23 protein-coding genes and 1 tRNA gene are annotated in these 20,799 nt (G+C 70.2%); 10 read left to right on the forward strand and 14 right to left on the reverse strand.

Annotation, left to right across the window (positions count from 1 at the left end):
* Positions 1–16: 16 nt before the first annotated feature.
* On the reverse strand, positions 17–799 hold the full coding sequence (locus V1351_RS08365) for an alpha/beta hydrolase family protein (protein ID WP_338747705.1): 783 nt from the start codon (positions 797–799) through the stop codon (positions 17–19).
* An 89-nt stretch (positions 800–888) separates the two neighbouring features.
* Between V1351_RS08365 and V1351_RS08370 the strand changes: the two genes are divergently transcribed.
* Complete coding sequence (locus tag V1351_RS08370) at positions 889–1,371, forward strand: hypothetical protein (RefSeq protein ID WP_338747706.1); 483 nt, start codon at positions 889–891, stop codon at positions 1,369–1,371.
* Between the two features lie 72 nt (positions 1,372–1,443).
* Here the strand turns inward: V1351_RS08370 and V1351_RS08375 are convergent.
* A tRNA-Leu gene (locus V1351_RS08375) sits at positions 1,444–1,529 on the reverse strand.
* Positions 1,530–1,676: 147 nt separating this feature from the next.
* On the opposite strand from V1351_RS08375, the gene V1351_RS08380 reads away from it, so the two are divergent.
* Complete coding sequence (locus V1351_RS08380) at positions 1,677–2,213, forward strand: YbhB/YbcL family Raf kinase inhibitor-like protein (RefSeq protein ID WP_338747707.1); 537 nt, start codon at positions 1,677–1,679, stop codon at positions 2,211–2,213.
* A gap of 15 nt (positions 2,214–2,228) precedes the next feature.
* Here the strand turns inward: V1351_RS08380 and V1351_RS08385 are convergent, their stop codons facing one another.
* Positions 2,229–3,038, reverse strand: a complete 810-nt coding sequence (locus V1351_RS08385) for a TrmH family RNA methyltransferase (protein WP_338747708.1) — start codon at positions 3,036–3,038, stop codon at positions 2,229–2,231.
* A gap of 135 nt (positions 3,039–3,173) precedes the next feature.
* Between V1351_RS08385 and V1351_RS08390 the strand changes: the two genes are divergently transcribed.
* Complete coding sequence (locus V1351_RS08390) at positions 3,174–4,160, forward strand: IS481 family transposase (RefSeq protein ID WP_338747709.1); 987 nt, start codon at positions 3,174–3,176, stop codon at positions 4,158–4,160.
* Here the strand turns inward: V1351_RS08390 and V1351_RS08395 are convergent.
* The 3 genes from V1351_RS08395 to V1351_RS08405 form a co-directional block, all read right to left on the reverse strand.
* A complete protein-coding gene (locus V1351_RS08395; protein ID WP_338747710.1) occupies positions 4,157–4,882 on the reverse strand; it encodes a sulfite exporter TauE/SafE family protein in 726 nt (241 codons plus the stop codon). The two genes, V1351_RS08390 and V1351_RS08395, sit on opposite strands and share 4 nt — an antisense overlap.
* Positions 4,879–5,652: a sulfite exporter TauE/SafE family protein gene (locus tag V1351_RS08400; RefSeq protein WP_338747711.1), complete on the reverse strand. Its 774-nt coding sequence runs from the start codon at positions 5,650–5,652 to the stop codon at positions 4,879–4,881. Before V1351_RS08400 ends, V1351_RS08395 begins: the two co-directional genes overlap by 4 nt.
* Before the next feature lie 74 nt (positions 5,653–5,726).
* The gene (locus V1351_RS08405) at positions 5,727–6,512 is read right to left on the reverse strand and encodes an ABC transporter ATP-binding protein (protein WP_338747712.1); all 786 of its coding nucleotides are present in this window, start codon (positions 6,510–6,512) and stop codon (positions 5,727–5,729) included.
* A gap of 38 nt (positions 6,513–6,550) precedes the next feature.
* Between V1351_RS08405 and V1351_RS08410 the strand changes: the two genes are divergently transcribed.
* Positions 6,551–7,306 carry a hypothetical protein gene (locus V1351_RS08410; RefSeq protein ID WP_338747713.1) on the forward strand — a complete coding sequence of 252 codons (756 nt, stop codon included), beginning with the start codon at positions 6,551–6,553 and terminating at the stop codon, positions 7,304–7,306.
* 7 nt (positions 7,307–7,313) lie between these two features.
* Here the strand turns inward: V1351_RS08410 and glgA are convergent, their stop codons facing one another.
* Positions 7,314–8,510 carry a glycogen synthase gene (glgA, locus tag V1351_RS08415; protein ID WP_338747714.1) on the reverse strand — a complete coding sequence of 399 codons (1,197 nt, stop codon included), beginning with the start codon at positions 8,508–8,510 and terminating at the stop codon, positions 7,314–7,316.
* 56 nt (positions 8,511–8,566) lie between these two features.
* Between glgA and glgC the strand changes: the two genes are divergently transcribed.
* From glgC to serB, 3 genes are all read left to right on the forward strand, one after another.
* Entirely contained in the window at positions 8,567–9,826 is a 1,260-nt protein-coding gene (glgC, locus tag V1351_RS08420; RefSeq protein WP_338747715.1) for a glucose-1-phosphate adenylyltransferase, read from the forward strand.
* A gap of 81 nt (positions 9,827–9,907) precedes the next feature.
* Positions 9,908–10,675, forward strand: coding sequence for an isocitrate lyase/PEP mutase family protein (locus V1351_RS08425; RefSeq protein WP_338747716.1), 768 nt, complete (start codon positions 9,908–9,910; stop codon positions 10,673–10,675).
* A 115-nt stretch (positions 10,676–10,790) separates the two neighbouring features.
* Positions 10,791–11,495: a phosphoserine phosphatase SerB gene (serB, locus tag V1351_RS08430; RefSeq protein ID WP_338747717.1), complete on the forward strand. Its 705-nt coding sequence runs from the start codon at positions 10,791–10,793 to the stop codon at positions 11,493–11,495.
* A gap of 86 nt (positions 11,496–11,581) precedes the next feature.
* Here the strand turns inward: serB and fabI are convergent, their stop codons facing one another.
* Entirely contained in the window at positions 11,582–12,337 is a 756-nt protein-coding gene (gene fabI / locus V1351_RS08435; RefSeq protein ID WP_338747718.1) for an enoyl-ACP reductase FabI, read from the reverse strand.
* Positions 12,338–12,384: 47 nt separating this feature from the next.
* Positions 12,385–13,095 carry a 3-oxoacyl-ACP reductase FabG gene (fabG, locus tag V1351_RS08440; protein WP_338747719.1) on the reverse strand — a complete coding sequence of 237 codons (711 nt, stop codon included), beginning with the start codon at positions 13,093–13,095 and terminating at the stop codon, positions 12,385–12,387.
* A 139-nt stretch (positions 13,096–13,234) separates the two neighbouring features.
* Here fabG and V1351_RS08445 point away from each other — a divergent pair, with 139 nt between their 5' ends.
* The 3 genes from V1351_RS08445 to V1351_RS08455 are packed head-to-tail and all read left to right on the forward strand — an operon-like array spanning position 13,235 to position 14,495.
* The gene (locus V1351_RS08445) at positions 13,235–13,516 is read left to right on the forward strand and encodes a DUF3099 domain-containing protein (protein WP_338747720.1); all 282 of its coding nucleotides are present in this window, start codon (positions 13,235–13,237) and stop codon (positions 13,514–13,516) included.
* Positions 13,513–13,725, forward strand: a complete 213-nt coding sequence (locus tag V1351_RS08450) for a hypothetical protein (RefSeq protein WP_338747721.1) — start codon at positions 13,513–13,515, stop codon at positions 13,723–13,725. The genes V1351_RS08445 and V1351_RS08450 overlap by 4 nt, the downstream gene beginning before the upstream one ends.
* On the forward strand, positions 13,725–14,495 hold the full coding sequence (locus V1351_RS08455; protein ID WP_338747722.1) for an SURF1 family protein: 771 nt from the start codon (positions 13,725–13,727) through the stop codon (positions 14,493–14,495). Before V1351_RS08450 ends, V1351_RS08455 begins: the two co-directional genes overlap by 1 nt.
* A 4-nt stretch (positions 14,496–14,499) precedes the next feature.
* Here V1351_RS08455 and V1351_RS08460 read toward each other — a convergent pair whose 3' ends face one another.
* The 5 genes from V1351_RS08460 to V1351_RS08480 all read right to left on the reverse strand — a co-directional run bounded on the left by V1351_RS08460 (position 14,500) and on the right by V1351_RS08480 (position 20,750).
* Positions 14,500–16,404, reverse strand: coding sequence for an ABC transporter ATP-binding protein (locus V1351_RS08460; RefSeq protein WP_338752487.1), 1,905 nt, complete (start codon positions 16,402–16,404; stop codon positions 14,500–14,502).
* A gap of 81 nt (positions 16,405–16,485) precedes the next feature.
* Positions 16,486–17,139, reverse strand: a complete 654-nt coding sequence (locus V1351_RS08465) for a sirohydrochlorin chelatase (RefSeq protein WP_338747723.1) — start codon at positions 17,137–17,139, stop codon at positions 16,486–16,488.
* Between the two features lie 4 nt (positions 17,140–17,143).
* Positions 17,144–17,881, reverse strand: coding sequence for a phosphoadenylyl-sulfate reductase (locus V1351_RS08470; protein ID WP_338747724.1), 738 nt, complete (start codon positions 17,879–17,881; stop codon positions 17,144–17,146).
* Positions 17,878–19,566: a nitrite/sulfite reductase gene (locus V1351_RS08475; RefSeq protein WP_422388960.1), complete on the reverse strand. Its 1,689-nt coding sequence runs from the start codon at positions 19,564–19,566 to the stop codon at positions 17,878–17,880. Before V1351_RS08475 ends, V1351_RS08470 begins: the two co-directional genes overlap by 4 nt.
* A 50-nt stretch (positions 19,567–19,616) precedes the next feature.
* Positions 19,617–20,750, reverse strand: a complete 1,134-nt coding sequence (locus tag V1351_RS08480) for an iron-containing alcohol dehydrogenase (protein WP_338747726.1) — start codon at positions 20,748–20,750, stop codon at positions 19,617–19,619.
* Positions 20,751–20,799 lie beyond the last annotated feature (49 nt).

The raw sequence follows: 20,799 nt of genomic DNA on the forward strand, positions 1-20,799 counted from the left end.
GGCGTCGCGGTCGGCGTCAGTCGATCCCGGGCGTGAAGGTCTCGGGCAGGTAGGGATCCGCCCACGCGGCGACCAACTGGGCGACCCGGCGGGAGTCGACGGCACGTCGCAGCAGGTGGTCGGCACCGTCGAGGGCGATGAAGGACTTCGGGTGTCGGGCCGAGCGGAAGATGTCCCGGGCGTTGTCCAACTCCACGACCTCGTCCTGCGGCGAGTGCATGACCAGCAGCGGCCGCTCGAGGCCCGCGGCCGCACCCATGGGATCGAAGGCCTGCAGGTCGTCGACGAAGGCCTGGGATACCTTCAGGTGCCGGCCCCCCAGGACGACATCGGCACGACCGTCGCGCTCGACCTCGTCGAGGACCTCCTCGAAGAGGTGGGTCACGTGGGCGGGGTCGGACGGCGCCCCGATCGTGGCCACGGCGGCCACCTCTGGGATCCGAGGAGCAGCCGGGATCACGGCAGCCCCGCCGAGAGAATGGCCCACGAGCAGTTGCGGGGCACCGTGCTCGGAGCGCATCCAGTCGGCGGCGCGGACGATGTCCGCGACGTTGGAGGAGAAGGTGGACTCCGCGAAGCGGCCACCGGAGTCCCCCAGGCCGGTGAAGTCGAAGCGCAGCACCGCCAGACCCCGCTCGCACAGCTCCCGCGCGATCCGTCGGGTGGCGTGGTGGTTGCGTCCCCCGGTGAAGCAGTGGGCCACCAGGGCGTAGCCCTCGGGTTCCTTGTCCGGACGATCGAGGGTGCCGGCGAGGGCCTCACCCCCTGTCCCGGTGAAGGTGATCTCGTCGGAGTGCATGGACGAAGGATGCCAAAGAGGGTCACAGGTCCGCAGCGAGGCGCCCCGACCCCTTGGCCGTCCCGCACGAGAGGTGCACTATTTGCAGCATGTGGTCACGCCCCCTTCGCCGTCGTCGACGCCGCGCCGCAGAGCCCGAGCCGACCCGTACCCCCGTGCGGCTGACCTCCGAGACGCGGCTGACCGCGTCGCTGTCCTGCGAACGCACCTGGTACCTCATCGACATCGCGACCGGCGCCGGACTCGACGGCGCCGAGCACGGCCATCCGCTGACGCTGCCGACCGGGCACGAGGTGACCGTCACCGGTCACGACCGTCCCTGGACCCTGACGTGGCGGGATCCGCACCCGGGCGTCGGCACGCTGGACAGCGGTGGGGCGATGGAGCTCAAGGAGTGGATCGACTCCTCGACGACGATCAGCCTCAGCCACTTCGTCGTCCTGCCGGAGGGCAGCTCCTGGCGGGCCGTGCGCACCCACCAGGAGCTGCTGGACACGCGAGCCAGACTCCACGCCCGTGCCTGGGTCGACCGGCTGGCCCGTCACGGGGCCGCCACCGTCGGGAGCGTCTGAGCCACCTGGTGCCGGCGGGCTCCACCCGCATACGAACGAGACCCCCGGCGAACCGGGGGTCTCGTTCGTGTGTGTCCGAGGGGGGACTTGAACCCCCATGCCCTAATACGGGCACTAGCACCTCAAGCTAGCGCGTCTGCCAATTCCGCCACCCGGACGAGTGGTGCTGACCGGCGGCGGGGGCCACCGGGGCAACGACGTGAAACTTTACACGGCGACCCGCCGGCGATGAAATCCGGGACGGGAGACCGGGCGGACGCAGCATCTCCTCGACCGACTCGCGGGAACCTCCTAGGCTCGGGAGCATGGACTTCACGCGACCGACCGCACCAGACCCCTACGAGATGCTCCCGGCCACGGCCTCCTTCGACGTCACCAGCGAGGACTTCTCCGACGGCGGGACCCTCCCGGACGCCCAAGTCGCCTCGGGCGGCAACCGCAGCCCCCACCTGTCGTGGTCGGGTGCCCCGGAGGGCACCAAGAGCTTCGCCGTGTCGTGCTTCGACCCGGACGCCCCGACACCGGCCGGCTTCTGGCACTGGACCGTGGTCGACCTGCCCGCGGCCACGACCTCGCTCCCGGCGGATGCCGGCGGCGAGGGTGGTGCGAACCTCCCCGAGGGCGCCTTCATGACCACGACGGACAACGGCACGCGGGACTTCGGCGGGGCCGCCCCACCGGAGGGCGACATGGTCCACCGCTATGTCTTCGCGGTGCACGCCCTGGACGTCGAGCCGGGTGGCCTGGGCATCGACGGCAGCGTCAGCTGCACGGTCGCGGCCTTCACCTATCTCGGTCACACGCTCGGCCGTGCCGTCATCACCGGGACCTACCAGTCCTGAGGCAGGGCCTGCGGGTCAGCGCACCCGCAGCTCCCACGCGGCCACGGCCCCCGCGGCCGCGACGTTCAGCGAGTCGACGACCCCGGTCATCGGGATGGTCACGGTCAGGTCGACCCGACCGAGGGTGCGACGGGCCAGCCCATCCCCCTCGGTGCCCAGGACGAGCGCCAAGCGATCGGGTGGATCGGCCGAGAGCTCGTCGAGCCCGATCGCGCCGGGCGCCAGCGCGAGCGCCGCGACAGTGAAGCCTGCTGCGCGCAGGTCCTCGATCCCGCCGGGCCAGGTCTCGATCCGCGTCCACGGGACCTGGAAGACCGTGCCCATCGAGACCCGGATCGCCCGTCGGTAGAGCGGGTCGGCGCACCGCGGCGTCACGAGGACGGCATCGGTGCCCAGTGCCGCGGCCGAGCGGAAGACCGCACCGACGTTGGTGTGGTCGACGGCGTCCTCGATCACGAGGACGCGACGGGCACCGTCGAGCACCTCGGCGAGCGAAGGGAGCTGCGGCCGGTGCATCGACGCCAGCGCCCCGCGGTGCAGGTTGTACCCGGTGATCCCCTCGATGACCTCCGCCGTGCCGGTGTACACCGGCACGGCCTTCGCCTCGGCCTCCTCGACGACGTCGGCCAGGTCGCTCAACCACCGCTCCCCCATGAGGAAGGCGCGCGGCTCGTGCCCGGTGGCGAGGGCGCGGCGGATGACCTTCTCGCTCTCGGCGAGGTAGAGCCCCCCGGCAGGTTCGAGGAGACGGCGCATCCTGACGTCGGTGAGGCCGACGAAGTCACGCAGGCGCTCGTCCCCGGGGTCGGTGATGGTGATCGGCACGGGAGCAGGCTAGATGTACTGACCCGGGACGTTGGTTGAGTGATTGCGATCCGCTGATCTGATCAGTGGCGCGGAAGGACCTCCTGCGGTGGAGTGGAACTGCCAAGTCATCACTGCCACTCACAGGAGGCCCTCATGTCCCACGCTAATGCCGCTCTGACGGTGCGTCACCGGCTCAAGGTCGCCCAGCTCGCCGTCGATCAGGGAGTGCCGATCAGTGAGGTCGCGGCCCGGTTCCAGTGCTCCTGGGCGACGGTCAAGCGCTGGGCCGACCGGTATTCAGCGGGTGAGTCGATGAGAGACCGCTCGAGCCGGCCGCACTCGCTGCCGGCCAAGACGTGCCCGTCGACGACCAAGCGGATCGTGTCGTTGCGGCTGCGCAAGCGCCTGGGCCCTGTCCAGCTCGCCGCACACGTGGGGGTTGCGCCCTCGACGGTGCACCGGGTGCTCACTCGGTGCCACCTCAACCGGTTGACGCACGTCGATCGCGCTACCGGTGAACCCGTGCGCCGATACGAGCACGAGCGTCCCGGCGACATGCTGCACGTGGACGTCAAGAAGTTCGGCAACATCCCCGACGGGGGCGGGTGGCGCTTCGTGGGCCGAGCCCAGGGCGGAAAGAACCGTGCAGCCACCCCGGGCAAGCCGAAGAGCAAGCACCGCAACCCGAAGATGGGCCACGCGTTCGTGCACACCGTCATCGATGACCACTCCCGAGTCGCCTACGCAGAGGTCCACGACAACGAAACCGCGGCCACCGCCACTGCTGTCCTGCGCCGAGCCGTCGCCTGGTTCACCGCCCGCGGCATCACCACCCACAGGGTGCTGTCCGACAACGGATCGGCCTACGTCTCGCACCTGTGGCGCGATGTCTGCGCCGAGCTCGGGATCCAGCACTCCCGCACCCGACCCCGCCGTCCGCAGACCAACGGCAAAATCGAGCGCTTCCACCGAACCATGGCCGACGGGTGGGGATACGCCCGCTGCTACACCTCAGAGACCCAGCGACGCCAAGCTCTGTCAGCATGGCTCCACGAGTACAACCACCATCGTCCCCACACCGCCTGCGGGAACAAGCCGCCCATCACCCGCTTGATCAACCTGTCGGGTCAGTACAGCTAGATCAGGGTGCGGATGATGACGCCGAGGCTGGCCACGACGCAGAAGGCGAGCACGACGCGTCGCAGGGCCCCGGCGTCCAGTCGTGCACGCACCGGGCCCGCCGCCAGGTGCCCGGCGACGACGCAGGGCCACCACGTCAACCCGGCCCGTAGCTGCTCGGCGCTGACCTGCCCGGCCAGGGCCAGCCCCGCGAGACTCACACCGGTGCCGACGATGAAGAACACGGCCAGGGTGGCGCGCAGACGGTGCGGCGGCTCGTGCTGCATGGCCAGGGCCATGAAGGGCCCACCGATCGAGGCTGCCGTCCCGGACACGCCGCTGATCGCCCCGGCGGCCAGCATGCTGCCCCGTGTGGGACGCACGTCCACGGCCCGCACCGAGACGGCCACCGTGACCAGGATGAGCACCCCGACGATCAGGGCGATGGCGTCGGCGGACGTCACGGCCACGATCACGACACCCAGCGGAGTCGCCAGCAACCGGGCCGCGAGCGACCAGCCCAGCGGTTGCCAGGAGACCACCCGTGGTCCGCCCGCGAGCTGGACGCACGGCAGGAAGATCGCGCAGACCATCAGCGACACGGGCATCAGCTGCGGCTCGACCACGACGATCACCGGCGCCGAGACGACCGCGATGCCGAATCCGATGGAGGACTGGACGAAGGCCCCGGCACCGACGGCCAGACCGAGGGCGAGGATGGTCGGGTCGAGCCAGCCGATCATGGGAAGAAGACGAACTTGATCAGGCCGACCACGCCGACGACGACGATCACGGCGCGCAGGACGTTGGGGTGCAGTCGGCGGCCGAAGCGAGCGCCGAGCACTCCCCCGACGATCGCGCCGACGGCGACCAGTCCGGCGATCCGCCAGTCGACGAGGTCGGGCTCGACGACGATGAAGACGAGCGACGCGACGGCGTTGACGATCGTGCCCAGGACGTTCTTCAGCCCGTTGAGTGCCTGCAGGCGCTCGGTCGACAGCGCTGAGAGCAGACCGATGAGGATGACGCCCTGTGCTGCCCCGAAGTACCCGCCGTAGACACCGGCGAGCAGGACCCCCGCCATGAGGGCCACGAGGTGCCAGAGCGGCACCGTGCCGCCCTCCCGGTGCTGACGCCTCGACCACGCCGACAGCCGCGGGCCGAGGACGACGAGCACGATGCCGACGGCGATCAGCACCGGGACGATGGCCGCGAAGGCGTCAGCCGGCAGGACGAGCAGGAGCAGGGCGCCGATGATCGCACCGACAACCGACATCGGGATCAGCTGGGCGACCTTGCGGCCCATACCCTTCATCTCGGGCAGGTACCCGAGGGTGCCGCTGATGCCACCGGCGACGAGACCGACCGAATTGGAGATGTTCGCCGTCAGCGGCGGTACGCCGAGGACGAGCAGGGTCGGGAAGGTCACCAGCGTCCCGGAGCCGACGACGGTGTTGATCCCGCCCGCCCACACTGCGGCGAGGACCACCGCACCGATCTCGAGCCAGGACACCCGGTCACCCTAGACCGCGTCGAGTACCGGCGCGGACCGTGTCCGGAAGACCACCCGGTGGGAGATCGGGCAGGTCAGCCCCGCGCGCGGGAGGACCAGCGCTGCCCGTGCTGCTCCAGCACGAGGTCGAGGCCGAAGGTCTCGGAGAGGTTGGCCTCGGTCAACGTCATCCCGATCGGCCCCTGCGCGACGACACGCCCCTCGCGCAGCAGGAGCACGTCGGTGAAGTGCGGCGGGATCTCCTCGACATGGTGGGTCACCATGACCACGGCGGGAGCCTCGAGGTCGGCGGCGATCTCGCCGAGGCGGGCGACGAGGTCCTCGCGGCCGCCGAGGTCCAGCCCGGCCGTGGGCTCGTCGAGGAGCATCAGCTCCGGGTCGGTCATCAGGGCCCGCGCGATCTGCACCCGCTTGCGCTCGCCCTCCGAGAGCGTCCCGAAGGGCCGCTGCGCCAGGTGGGCGACCCCGAGCGCGTCGAGCAGCTCACGGGCGCGCCCGTGATCGAGGTCCTCGTAGGTCTCCCGCCACCGACCCACGACTCCCCACGAGGCGGTGACGACGACGTCCTGGACCTTCTCCCCCTTCGGGATCCGCTCCGCGAGTGCTGCTGAGGACAGACCGATCCGCGGACGCAGGTCGAAGACATCGACCGTGCCGAGGACCTCGCCGAGGATGCCGACGACGCCGCTGGTCGGGTGCATGCGGGCGGCGGCCAGCTGGAGGAGCGTGGTCTTGCCGGCACCATTGGGTCCGAGGACGACCCAGCGCTGCCCTTCCTCGACCTCCCAGTCGACGTCGGCGAGCAGCGTGGTGTCGCCGCGCACCACGGTGGCACCGGCGAGGGCGAGGACATCACTCATGCCTCAGACCCTAACCGTCGGTCCCTATCATCGGTGAGATGCATGAACTGCCTGCCTCCGTCCGTGTCGCCCTGTGGGCCACCCACGCGTGGGCCGGCGGCACGGGGATGCCCGATGCCCTCCGCAGGGCGCTTCCGGACGTCGACCACACACAGGGGCTGCAGGAGCAGCTCGACCTGTGGCGCGATCTCGGCGAGGCGGCCGTGCTCGTCGCACTCCCGGGTCCCGGGCACACCGCCGGTCTGCCCAGGTGCGGCCCCGTCGCCACGCAGGCGGCGGTGGAGGCGGGCGAGGCCCTCTTCGTCCCGGGCCTGGGTGGCATGCTCGTCCCGGAGCACTCGACGTACGGCTCGACCGGCGCCACCGCCCATCGGATCGACTGGGTCGCCCACGACTGCGAGCCGGTACCGGTCCACCGGATCGAGGCGCTCGACCACTCGCAGCTCGAGCGCCACCTGCGCCAGCGGATGCTCGCCGCCGTCGACGACCTCGAGGACATCGGCGGCCGCCCGTGGTCGAGCGATCTGGCCCACGACCTCGTCGACGACCGCCTCGGGGCCGACTGGTCCTTGCCGCCGCGACTCCCCGATCGGGCCCGCAGCGTGATCGGGATGGCCGCGACCCTCTCGGTCGCCGCCACGGTCGGTCTGGAGCACTCCGGGACGCTCTCCGCGGTCCACGAGCACACGCGGGCCAGCGCGCTGAGGTCACTGCACCGCGATGCCGAGCAAGCGCTCGCCGACGCGACGAATGCCGCCTGCGCCACCCTCGCCGGCTGGGTGCCCGTACGGTGACCTGCCGTCAGGAGTTGCCGAGCACCGAGGCGTAGACCTCCATGGTCCGCTCCCCGATGCTCGCCCAGGAGAACTGGTCCACGGCACGCTGTCGACCGGCCACCCCCCGCGCGGCGGCTCGCCGCGGCTCGGCGAGTGCCTCGGTGAGCGCGCCCGCGAGGTCGCGCTCGAACCGCGCCGGATCGAGGGGGGCACCGCTTCCGTCCTGCACCTGCTCGATGGGCACCAGCCACCCGGTCTCTCCGTCGACGACGACCTCTGGGATCCCTCCGGTGGCGGTGGCGACCACGGGCAGGCCGCAGGCCATCGCCTCGAGGTTGACGATGCCCAAGGGCTCGTAGACCGAGGGGCAGGCGAACACCGTGGCCGCCGTGAGCAGGGCGATGACCTCGCGGCGGGGCAGCATCTGCGGGATCCAGACGACGCCGTCACGCTGCTGACGCAGCTGCTCGATGAGCCCCTCCACCTCGGCGAGCAGCTCCGGGGTGTCGGGCGCTCCCGCGCACAGCACGACCTGGACCCCGGCCGGCAGGTCCTTCGCCGCACGCAGCAGGTGCGAGAGCCCCTTCTGCCGGGTGATCCGCCCGACGAAGACCACCGACGCTCGGTCGGGGTCGACCCCGTGACGACGCACGACATCGAGATCCTCACCGGGCTGCCACAGCCGTGAGTCGATCCCGTTGTGCACCACGTGCACCCGCGCCGGGTCGATGTCCGGGTAGCTGCGCAGGATGTCCGCACGCATCCCGGCGCTGACTGCGATGACCGCGGCTGCGGCCTCGTAGGCGGTGCGTTCCACCCAGGACGAGAGCCGGTAGCCACCGCCGAGCTGCTCGGCCTTCCACGGCCGCAGCGGCTCGAGGCTGTGCGCGGAGACGACGTGCGGGAGGCCGTGCAGGAGCGCGGCGGTGTGGCCGGCGAAGTTGGCGTACCAGGTGTGGCTGTGCACCAGGTCCGCGCCACCGCAGTCCGCGGCCATGGCGAGGTCGACACCCATCGTCGTCAGTGCCGGGTTGGCCCCCGCCAAGGTGTCCGGCTCACGGTAGCCGGTCGTCCCCCCTTCGTCCCGGTGGTCGCCGAAGCAGCGCACGCGCACGTCCGTGTCGCCACGCTCGCGCAGGGCGCGACTGAGTTCAGCCACGTGGACCCCGGCACCGCCGTAGATCGCGGGCGGGTACTCCTTGGTCAGGATGTCGACTCGCACCCGCCCAGCGTAGGCCGCGACGCACTACATTCGTCAGCAAGCGAAGGGAGTGCCCGATGCCTGGTGGAAAGCACCCGAAGGTCCTTGCGATCGTCCTCGCCGGCGGCGAGGGCAAGCGCCTGATGCCGCTCACGGCCGACCGGGCCAAGCCGGCGGTCCCCTTCGGCGGGATCTACCGCCTCGTGGACTTCGCCCTGAGCAATGTCGTCAACTCCGGCTACGCGAAGATCATCGTCCTCACCCAGTACAAGTCGCACAGCCTCGACCGGCACGTCAGCCAGGCCTGGCGCCTGGCCTCGCCGCTGGGCCACTACGTCGCCCCCATCCCGGCGCAGCAGCGCCGCGGCAAGAGCTGGTACACGGGCAGTGCGGACGCGATCTACCAGTCCTTCAACGCGATCGTCGACGAGCGTCCTGAGCTCGTCGTCGTGGTCGGGGCCGATCACGTGTACCGGATGGACTTCTCCGAGATGGTCGCCCAGCACCTTCGGACGGGCGCCGACTGCACCGTCGCCGCGATCCGTCAGCCGATCGGCATGGCCGACCAGTTCGGCGTCATGGAAGTCGGTGACGACGCGCGACGCATCACCGCCTTCCGGGAGAAGCCGAGCAACCCGCAGGGCCTGCCCGATGCCCCGCACGAGGTCTTCGCGTCGATGGGCAACTACGTCTTCACCACCGAGGCGCTGATGGACGCCATCCATGCCGATGCGACGTCCTCCGACAGCTCCCACGACATGGGCGGCGACATCGTCCCCGCCCTCGTCGGCCAGGGCAGTGCCTACGCGTATGACTTCGCCGACAACACCGTCCCCGGGTCCACCGACCGCGACCGTGGCTACTGGCGGGACGTCGGCACGATGGACAGCTACTTCGATGCGCACATGGATCTGACGTCGATCCTGCCGGTCTTCAACCTCTACAACTACGACTGGCCGATCAACACCCACCTGGGCGCCTACCCCCCGGCGAAGTTCGTCCACGCCGACGGTGAGCGCGCCGGTGGCGCGACCAACTCGATCGTCTCCCCCGGCGTCGTCGTCTCCGGTGGGCACGTCGACAACTCGGTCCTCTCGCCCGGTGTCTTCGTGCACTCCTACAGCCGGGTCAGCGACAGCGTCCTCCTCGACGGGGTGGACATCGGTCGGCACGCCGAGCTGGACCGGGTCATCGTCGACAAGGGGGTGACGGTGCCTGCGGGGATGCACCTGGGCGTCGACCACGACCTGGACCGGGCGCGTGGGCTGCACGTGACTGCATCAGGGATCACGGTCGTGGGCAAAGGGCATGTCTTCGACCCCCAGATCCGTCCCTAGCAAGCCGGCCACGGGTGCGTTCCCAGCCATCCCCCGAGGGGTCAGGGTTTGATCGCCGGTCGAAGTGGGCATGATGGCCACATGACTTCTCTCGCACAGCATGCCGATCGCCTCCTCTCCCTGCACCGGCAGGACCACCCGGTCGTGCTGCCGACCGTGTGGGACCCGTGGTCGGCGACCGCGATCGTGGACGCCGGCTTCGCGGCGATCACCGTGGGCAGCCACCCGCTCGCCGATGCGCTCGGACGCTCCGACGGGGAGGACCTCGACCTGGCCGAGGCTCTCGAGGTGGTCAAGCGGATCACCGACGCCGTCGACGTCCCGGTCTCGGCCGACCTCGAGTCCGGTTACGACACCCCGGCCGAGGAGCTGGTGGACCGCCTCCTCGAGGCAGGCGCCGTCGGCGTCAACATCGAGGACACCGTCCACTCCGAGGGCCGCCTGAGGGGAGCGCAGGAGCACGCCGACTACATCGCGGCCGTCCGACAGCGCGCCGACGAGACGGGCGTGCACGTCGTCGTCAACGGGCGCACCGACGTCTTCAAGACCACGCAGCCGATCGAGGACCGTCTCGGCGAGGCCATCCACCGGCTCACCCTGATGGAGCAGGCAGGGGCGGACAGCCTCTACCCCGTGGCCCTCCCGGACGAGGCGACCTTGGTGCAGATCCTGCAGGCGGTCAACACACCGCTCAACGTCACCGCCCACCCCGTGGACGGCGCAGTCCCGGCCGGCCTCTCCCTCGCCGAGCTGACCGGGCTCGGAGTGCGCCGAGTGACCTTCGGACCCCTGCTGCAGGCCGCGCTCACCGACCACATCGCGACGTCCCTGGCGCGGTGGCGCGCGTGACCTGCCTCGTCCCGGTGCGTGTGGACGCCACCCCGTGGGAACTCGGCCCGTGCGATCTCCACCCGGGTCACACCAGGACCGCAGCCACGCCAGTCGGCCACGGACGTGCCACCGCGTGAGCGCTCTACCCGGTGAGGGTCCGATCGTCGTCGTCCTGGACGTCGACTCCACCCTCATCCAGGACGAGGTCATCGAGCTGATCGCCGACCACGCGGGCACCCGGCAGGAGGTCTCCGCAGTCACCGAGGCCGCCATGCGCGGCGAGCTCGACTTCGCCGGGAGCCTGCACGCCCGAGTGGCGACCCTGAAGGGACTGCCGGTGGGGGTGCTCGAGCAGGTCCGCGCCGCCGTGCGCCTCACCCCCGGCGCGCGCACCCTCGTCACGACCCTCACCGAGGCCGGCCACGTCGTGGGGATCGTCAGCGGTGGCTTCGTGGAGGTCGTCGGCCCGCTCGCCGAGCAACTGGGCATCGAGACCGTGCGAGCCAACACCCTCGAGGTCGTCGATGACCACCTCACCGGCGCCGTCCTCGGTGAGGTCGTCGACCCGGACACCAAGGCCGACTTCCTCACCCGCCTCGCGGCCGCCGCGGGAGTCGACATGGACCGCACGGTCGCGGTCGGCGACGGTGCGAACGACCTGCAGATGATGGCTGCCGCCCAGCTCGGTGTCGCCTTCTGCGCCAAGCCCACCGTGCGCGAGCACGCCGACGTCGCCATCGACGAGCGCGATCTGCGGCGCGTCCTCGACCTGCTGGGGATCGAGCCCGTGCCGCAGCAAGACGACGAGGGCGGCCACCCCCTCCTCGCACGAGCCTAAGCAGGTGCGAGCCACAACCGCAGGAGCCCAAGCGGTGCGGGCCACAACCGCAGGAGCCTACGCAGGTGCGGAAGAAGGGCCGGTTCTCACAGGCCCATCGCGTGGACGCCGCCGTCGACGTGCAGGATCTCGCCCGTCGTTGCCGGGAACCAGTCGGAGAGCAGCATCGTGCACGCCTTGGCGGTGGGTACCGGGTCCCCGACGTCCCAGCCGAGCGGCGCCCGGTCGTCCCAGTTCTCCTCGAACTGCTCGAAGCCGGGGATCGACTTCGCCGCCGTGGTCTTGATCGGCCCGGCAGCGACGAGGTTGCAGCGCACGCCCTTCGGCCCGAGGTCGCGGGCGAGGTAACGGTTGGTCGACTCGAAGGCCGCCTTGGCCACGCCCATCCAGTCGTAGACGGGCCAGGCGTAGGACGCGTCGAAGGTCAGGCCGACGACGGAGCCACCGTCGGCCATCCGCGGCAGCGCGGCGACGGCGAGGGCCTTGAGCGAGAAGGCGGAGACGTGGATCGCGGTGGAGACGTCCTCCCAGTCGGCCTCGAGGAAGTTGAAGGCACCCTCGGGCGCGAAGCCGATCGAGTGCAGCACCCCGTCGAGCGTCTCGGCGTGCTCACCGATGCGGTCGGCCAGGGCAGCGAGGTCGTCCTCGTTGGTGACGTCGAGCTCGACGACCGGGGCCTCCTGCGGCAGGCGCTTGGCGATGGTCTTGGTGATCTTGCTCGTGCGTCCGAAGCTGGTGAGGATGACCTGCGCGCCGTGCTCCTGCGCGAGCTTCGCGACGTGGAAGGCGATGGAGGACTCCATGAGGACGCCCGTGATGAGGAAGGTCTTGCCGGTCAGCATCTGCTGCCTTTCGTCAGGTGGGTGTGTTGTGGCGAGCGGTGGCCCATTCAGTGCCCCATCCCCAGACCGCCGTCGACGGGGATGACGGCGCCCGAGACGTAGGCGGCGTCGTCGGAGGCGAGGAAGGCGACCGCGCCGGCGACCTCTGCGGCCTGCCCGTAGCGCTTGGCCGGGATGGCCGCCTGGTACTCCGAACGGGTCTTCTCGGGCAGCTCTGCCGTCATGTCGGTCTCGATGAAGCCGGGCGCGACGACATTGGCCGTGATGCCCCGCGCACCGAGCTCACGCGTCATCGACCGGGCGATCCCGATCAGGCCCGACTTCGATGCCGCGTAGTTCGCCTGGCCCGGTGAGCCGTAGAGCCCGACGACGCTCGAGAGCAGGATGACCCGCCCGAAACGGGCCTTCACCATGGCGGTCGAGGCGCGGCGCACGCAGCGGAAGGTGCCGTGCAGATTGGTGTCGACGACCGAGGAGAAGTCCTCGTCGGACATGCGCATCAGCAGGGTGTCCTTGGTCATCCCCGCGTTGGCGACGAGCACCTCGACGTCGCCGTCGAGGTGCTCCCTGGCCTCGGCGAAGGCGGCATCCACCGAGTCACTGTCGGTGATCTCGCAGGCCACGACCTGCAGGCCGTCGACGGGGTCGCCGGACCGGGAAGTCACCACGACCCGGTGCCCCTCGGACTGCATCCGTCGGGCGATGGCCTCGCCGATCCCCCGGTTGCCCCCGGTCACGAGTACGCGGCGTGCGGTCATCGCCTCTCCTAAAGTCGATCTGCTGCTGGATGTGGGTTACATCACCACGGGTGCGACGCTAGAGCACTACCGTCGAGTAGGCCCAAACGACCCTTGGCCCACCGGGGTACGCACAGGGTCCGGGCGTATCCTTGACGACGTGCAGCACTCCACCGTCCCGTCGGTCACGACCGCTCCGGTCACGCTCCATGAGGAGCAGGCCGGACGGATGCGGCAGTACCTGTGGACGATGGCCCTGCGGACTGCCTGCTTCATCGGCGCCTTCTTCTTCGACGGGTGGCTGCGGTGGACCTGCGTCGCGCTCGCGGTGGTGCTCCCGTACTTCGCCGTCGTGCTCGTCAACAGCGTCCGGCCGCGCGGCGTCTCGGAGATCGACACCCCGGCCGGTCAGCACCGGCAGAAGCAGCTGGGGCCATCATGAGCGAGGACCTGGTGTGCAGCCGCAAGGCGTGCCGAGGGGCCGCCACCCGCGCGGTGCTGTGGCGCAATCCCCGCATCCACGACGAGTCCCGCCAGAAGGTGTGGCTCGCCTGCGACGAGCACGAGCACGTGCTGCGTGACCACCTGTCGGTCCGTGGCTTCCCGGTCCGGACGTGCGGGATCGACGAGATCCCGGCTGACGCCGGCTGATGCTGCGCCTGCTGCTGACCCCGAGGTGGCTCGGGTGGCTCGCTCTGGCCGTGCTGGTCGCGCTGGTGTGCACCTGGCTCGGTCAGTGGCAGTGGTCCCGGTACGAGGACAAGGCCGCCCGGGCCGATCGCATCGAGACCCACTACGGGGGCGACCCCGTCCCCGTCACGGACGTGCTCACCACAGATCCCCTGCCGATCGAGCGCCAGTGGACCAAGGTCAGGGCCACCGGCGAGTACCTGCCCGACGAGCAGCTGCTCGTGCGCAACCGCCCCCTGGCGGGGACCTACGGGTACGAGGTGCTCGTCCCCCTTCGACTCGAGGGCGGTGAGCAGCTCATCGTCGACCGGGGCTGGGTGGTCAACAGTCCGAAGGGGGCCGACGTCGCCCCCGACGTGCCGCCCCCGCCCGAGGGCACCGTCACGATCACCGGGTGGGTGCTGGAGAGCGAGCCCGACCTGGACCGGGACATGCCCGCCGGGCAGGTCGCCAGCATCCACCTGCCGGAGGTCGCCCAGCGTGTCGACGGGCCGATCCTCGGCGGCTACGTCTCCCTGGAGTCCGAGGACCCCTCCGTGGCGCGTCCTGCTCCCCTCGAGGTGCCGGACACCGGCACCGGACCGCACATGGCCTACGCCATCCAGTGGTGGCTCGTCGGCCCGGCCGCCTTCATCTTCTACGGCATGGCGCTGCGCCGGGAGGCGCAGTCGGGCGCGGGCCACCTTCCCCGCGAGAAGAAGGTGCGCATCTGGGACGAGGAGGACGGCTGACCCGTCAGCCGACCTCGATACCGTCCCGCTCCGGAGCGAGCGCGGTGGTGACCGGGCCGTCGTACTGTGTCGCGTAGAGCGTGGCGTACAGACCGCCTTGCCCGAGCAGCTGCTCGTGCGTGCCCCGCTCGACGATCCGCCCCCGGTCGACGACGAGGATCTGGTCCGCCGCGCGGATCGTCGACAACCGGTGCGCGATGACGATCGCGGTGCGGCCCTCGAGCGCGGAGTCCAGGGCGCGCTGGACCGCCACCTCGGACTCGCTGTCCAGGTGCGCGGTCGCCTCATCGAGGATGAGCACACCCGGGGACTTCAGCAGCAGGCGCGCGATGGCGAAGCGCTGCTTCTCGCCCCCGGACAGCCGGTGTCCGCGATCACCGACGACGGTGTCCAGACCAGCCGGCAGTGCCGCGACGAGCGAGCGGACCTGGGCGGCGTCGAGCGCAGCCAGCATCTCCTCCTCGGTGGCGTCCGGTCGGGCATAGGCCAAGTTGTTGCGGATGGTGTCGTGGAAGAGGTGCGCCTCCTGGGTGACCATGCCGACGGTGTCCCCGACCGACTCCAGCGTCGCGTCCTGCAGGTCCACTCCCCCGATGCGCACGGCGCCGCTGGTCGGGTCGTAGAAGCGGGCGACCAGTGAGGTGATCGTGCTCTTTCCGGCACCGCTCGGACCCACGAGCGCGATGAGCTGCCCGGGTTCCGCACGCAGGTCCACGCCCCGCAGCACCGGCTCGCCGCTCTCGCGGTCACCCGTCCGGCCGCCGTCCAGGGAGGGCAGGGAGATCTCGTCGGCGCCGGGGTAGGTGAAGTGCACGTCGTCCAGCTCCACCGCCAGCGCCTCGCCCTGCGGGAGGGCCCGGGCGTCGGGCTTCTCGGTGATGCTCGAGGGCATGTCGAGCAGCTCGAAGAGGCGCGCGAAGGAGACGAGCGCGGTGAGGATGTCGATGTGGACGTTGGACAGCGCGGTCAGCGGCCCGTAGAGCCGCGCGAGCAGCGCGGCGAGGGCGAGGAGGGTACCGACGGTCATCGTGCCCTCGACGGCCATGAGCCCGCCGAAGCCGTAGACCATCGCCGTCGCCAGCGACGCCAGTGCGGTGATCGTGACGAAGAAGAAGGCCCGGTTGACCGCGATCCGCACCCCGATGTCGCGCACCCGAGCCGCGCGCAGGTCGTACTCGGCCACCTCGCGCGAGGGCCGCCCGAAGATCTTCACCAGCAGCGCCCCGGCGACGTTGAACCGCTCGGTCATCTGCGTGCCGAGCTCGGCGTTGAGGTTCATCTGCTCCCGGGACAGGCCGGCCAGACGCCGTCCCATCAGCTTGGCCGGGATGATGAAGAACGGGACGAGCACGAGCGAGGCGATCGTCAGCTGCCAGGACAGGGAGATCATCGCCGCGAGGATGAGCACGAGCGAGATGACGTTGCTGACCACGGACGACAGGACGGTCGTGAAGGCCTGCTGCGCGCCGATGACGTCGTTGTTGAGCCGGCTGACGAGGGCACCGGTCTGCGCGCGGGTGAAGAACGCGATCGGCTGGCCCAGCACGTGCTCGAAGACCTCGGTGCGCATGTGGTGGATCAGGCCCTCGCCGATGCGCGCGGAGAGCCACCGCTGCACCAGCGTGGTGACGGCCTCGACGACGGCGATGGCGGCGACGAGGAGCGCGAGGGTGATGACCACCTGCCGGTTGCCCGGGGTGACGCCGTCGTCGATGAGGCGCTGCAGCATCAGGGGCACGGCGACGACGGTGAGCGAACCGAGCGCGACGAGGACGAGGAAGGCGATGATCGTGCGCGTGAACGGCCTGGCGTAGCCGAGCACCCGCCGCGCGGTGCCGGGCGGCAGCGGCGTCGCGGCGATGTCGTCGCTGCGGCTCATCGAGCGCATCAGCGACCACGCGTTGGTCATCGACACCGGCGTCCTCCTTCTCCTGCGGTCACCCGGGGGCGACAACCGTCGAGCGGCCCCGGTGATTCCCGGGGCATCGTCTCAGCAGGAGTGCAGCACCCGCCGGACGACGAGGTCGGCGACGGCCCGGGAGTCGGCCAGCCCACCACGGACGAAGGGGGCGCCCCCCTCGTCGGCATAGGCGGCCACCTTGTCGTGGAGCACGCCCTCGGCGAGGACCGCAGGCACGACGGTGCGCCCGATGGCCGCGCCCAGCCGGGGCGCGCTGAGCGTCGTCGAGCTCCAGGTGCGCCTGGGGCCGTCGGCCACGAGGGAGGCCAGGCTGCGGGCCGCCTCGCCGGAGCTGGAGCCGCCGGCGACGAGCAGGGTCGGCGCACCGGGGTCGTGCCCGGCGGCGACGAGCCGCTCCTCGACGGCGGCGAGGAGCAGGCGGTCACCACCCAGCGGCGCGACCGCGCGCACCCGTGCGCCGTGCGCGGCCAGCGCACGGACGGCCGCCGGCACGTCGACGCGGGCGTGGAGGGCGGGGGTGATGAGCATCGGGACCACGGTGACCGCTCCGGAGAGCTCGCGGCCCAGCTCGGTCGGGGTGGGTCCGTCGTGCTCGATGTGGGCCAGCCGGGTCGGGCCGTGGCCGGCCGCGCGCAGCGGCCCGGCGACGCGCCGCCGCAGCCGCTCGAGGGTCGTGGCGTGGCGTCGGTCCGGGGAGCCGTGGGCGAGCAGGACGGTCGTCACGCGCTCACGTGTGCAGACCGCACTCGACCTTGTCCTGCCCCGACCAGCGTCCGGCCCGCGCGTCCTCCCCCGGGGCGACCGGCCGGGTGCACGGGGCGCACCCGATCGAGGTGTAACCGCTCTGGCGAAGGGGGTTGAGGAAGACGTCCTCCTCGGCGACGAAGCGGTCGACGTCGGCCTGGGTCCAGCCGGCGATCGGGTTGATCTTGACCATCCCGCGCCGCTCGTCCCACCCGACGACGCCGATGTCGGTGCGGGTGGGCGCGTCCTCCCGACGCATGCCGGTCACCCACGCGTCCCGGTCGGCCAGGGCGCGGTTCAGCGGCTCGACCTTGCGCATGGCGCAGCAGGCGTTGGGGTCACGGTCGTGCAGCCGCGGGCCGTGCTCGGCGTCCTGCTCGGCGACGGTGAGCAGTGGCAGGATCGTGCGGATGCGCACCGGGAGCATCTCGTCGTAGGCGTCCCGGGTCCCCAGCGTCTCGGCGAAGTGGTACCCGGTGTCGAGGAAGAAGACGTCGGTGCCGGTCAGCGTCGTGCCCACCAGGTGGACGAGCACCTCGTCGCCCATGGAGCTGGCGACGGTCAGGCCGCTGCCGAAGGTCTCGTCGGCCCAGGCGAGCGCCCGACGAGCCAGCTGCACCCTTCCTTCGTAGGTCCCGGACAGCTCCGACTCGAGGTGGGTGAAGCGCGCCTCCCCCCGGGCAGCGACGGCGCGCAGGTCGGCCGCGGCGACCGCGCTCATCGCAGGTCGTCCTCGTCCGCGCGCCGCGCCCAGCCGTGGAAGGACTCCCCGTCCTCGCGCTGGTCGAGGTAGGTGCGGGCGAGCCGCTCGATGTAGTCCGGCAGGTCCTCCGCGGCGACCTTGAGGGAGCGGGCCTTGCGGGCCAGGGCGGTGTCCTCGGCCAGCGAGCCGCCGAGGAGGACCTGGAAGACCTCCTGGTGGGACCCGTCCTCCTTCTTCTCGAGCATGCCCTTCAGGCCGACGTCGCCGACCTGGCTGCGGGCGCAGGCATTGGGGCAGCCGTTGATGTGGATGCTGAAGGGGATGTCGATGTGCGGCAGGCGCTTCTCCAGCTCCTCGACCGTCCAGCGCGCGCGCTCCTTGGTGTCGGTCAGGGCGAGCTTGCAGTACTCCAGGCCGGTGCACGCGAGCACGTTGCGGCGCCACTCGCTCGGGTGGACGACGAGGTCGATCTCGCGCAGGTCCTGCGCGAGACGGTCCGCCTCCTGCGGTGGGACGTCGAGGATCAGGACCTTCTGGTGGGGGGTGAAGCGGATGCGCCGGCTCCCCACGCCCTCGGCGAGCTCGACCAGCCGGACCAGCCTGTCGCCACTCATCCGACCGGCGATCGGTGCTGCCCCGACCCAGACACGACCGTCGTGCTGCTCGTGGATCCCGACGTGGTCGCGGCGCGTCCCCGGTGCCACCGTCGCGGCCGGTCCGTCGAGGAGGCGGCGACCGAGGTAGTCGTTCTCCAGGACCTCGCGGAACTTCTGCGCGCCCCAGTCCTTGACGAGGAACTTCATCCTCGCCCGGTTGCGCAGCCGGCGGTAGCCGTGGTCGCGGAAGATCGAGGTGACGCCCTCCCAGACGGCGGGGACCTCCTGCACCGGGACCCACACACCCAGCCGTTGGGCGAAGATCGGCTGGACCGACAGCCCACCGCCGACCCAGACGTCGAATCCCGGCCCGTGCTCGGGGTGGTGGACGCCCACGAAGGAGACGTCGTTGATCTCGTGGGCGATGTCGTGGACCGGGGACCCGGAGATGGCCGTCTTGTACTTGCGCGGCAGGTTGGAGAACTCGGGGTTGCCGATCCAGCGACGCTTGATCTCCTGCATCGCGCTCGTCCCGTCGACGATCTCGTCCTTCTCGACCCCGGCCACGGGAGAGGCGATGATCGTGCGCGGGCAGTCGCCGCAGGCCTCCGTCGAGCCCAGGTCGACCGCCTCGAGTCGCCGCCAGATCTCGGGGACGTCCTCGATCCGCACGTTGTGCAGCTGGATGTTCTGCCGGTCGGTGATGTCGGCGCTGCCCTCGGCGAAGTCGTTGCTGATCTCGGCGATGGTGCGCACCTGCTGCGTCGTCAGCTGACCCCCGTCGCTGCGCACGCGCATCATGAACCGGTCGTCGGAGACGTCCTCCTCGCCGGTGTGGGTGCCGTCGAGACCGGGCTTGCGCTGCGTGTACAGCCCCATCCAGCGGAAGCGACCGGTGAGGTCGTCGTGCGAGATCGACGCGAAGCCCTGCCGCGAGTACACGTCGATGATCCGCTGGCGGACGTTGAGGGCGTCGTCCTCCTGCTTGAACGCCTCGTTGTCGTTCAACGGGGTCCGGTCGCCGTCGGCCCAGGCGCCGGTGGCCTTGGTGCGGGTGGGTCGGGTCGTCACAGTCACGCCGCTCAGCCTACGGCGCGACTTATGCATTGCATAACCTGTCGTTATGTCCGTCTCGCCATCCGAGCGTCTCGGCTACCTCAGGCCGTCACCACGTCATAGATGAGGCCACCCACCCCCTCCTCACCGGCACGATGGATGTCTGGATGGCCGCCCCACAACTTCATTGTCTCCCGGGCGCACGCCCCGTAGTCCAGCGATGGTGGCGCCTTTGCCTTCGCGCCAGCCCGATAAGATTTGCACATCTGGACCACGCGCGCCTTGACACAATTAGCCCCTTGACCCAAGAGTGCCAGCCGCTCTGGACTGCCCAACCATGTAGCGCCGTCCTCGATTCTCTCGAAGAGGATTGGCAGCGCCCGCCTTAACAATTCTCCCTTTGTCCACCCGGCATACGTCATCAAAGTATTCTGGATGCACCACCAAGAAGGCATGACTGGATTCCACCCTTCAGTATGGGGCCCAGTCGCGGTCTGTGTACTCAACTCCACCAACGATGCTTGTTCATCGATGGTCGGTGTACGGCCGTCAACTACTAGGCGTTCACCGAGGCTCAGCACCTCCTCCAACATGGTCAGCGCTTGGACGTCCGTCTCGCGCGTACTGGTCTGGGTCACCATGAACGGCCCAATCACCCGGAAGATCATTTCGAAGAGGCCATCCATCCACTGCTCAAGGATCAGCCCGCCACACAGGCCAAGGTCGATCATTACATCGTCGGGCACCAAAGCATCACCAACAATGAGTCGACGAACTGATAATGGATCTGGCGCTATGGCAGCTCGGGGTGCCACCTCCGCCGCCGAACCGAACCTGGTCGGCACGGCGAAGACAGGCACTTCACCCCTTCTCGCGTTCACCATGGAAACAAGTCCACGCTGAGCCCTCATGCTTACGGGATCCAACAGCCATGGATACCGCGTGGCAAGCGCAGCCACCTTGCACGTATCCACAACGCTTCCACCGCCCAGAGCAACGATGCCAAACTGGCCCAACGAGTTGCGAGCCAGTCGATCATGGATTTCTTGGACCCCGGCGACTGTCGCCGCCGCAGACTGCATGAGCACGAGCACGTCGCTGCGCACACCGCCCTCTTCGAGCAACCGACCGATCCGGTACAGATGTCCTGCTGTGCGCACACCCACGTCGGTCACAACAATCACGTGGTCGAAATCCGCGAGGCGGCCCACATTATCGAGCGTTGAGTCTGCCATCAGCGCCGAGGTGACATTACATGCATTATCAGCATCCCAACGCCCACCA

The sequence above is a fragment of the Janibacter sp. A1S7 genome (genome assembly GCF_037198315.1).
GTDB lineage: Bacteria > Actinomycetota > Actinomycetes > Actinomycetales > Dermatophilaceae > Janibacter > Janibacter alittae.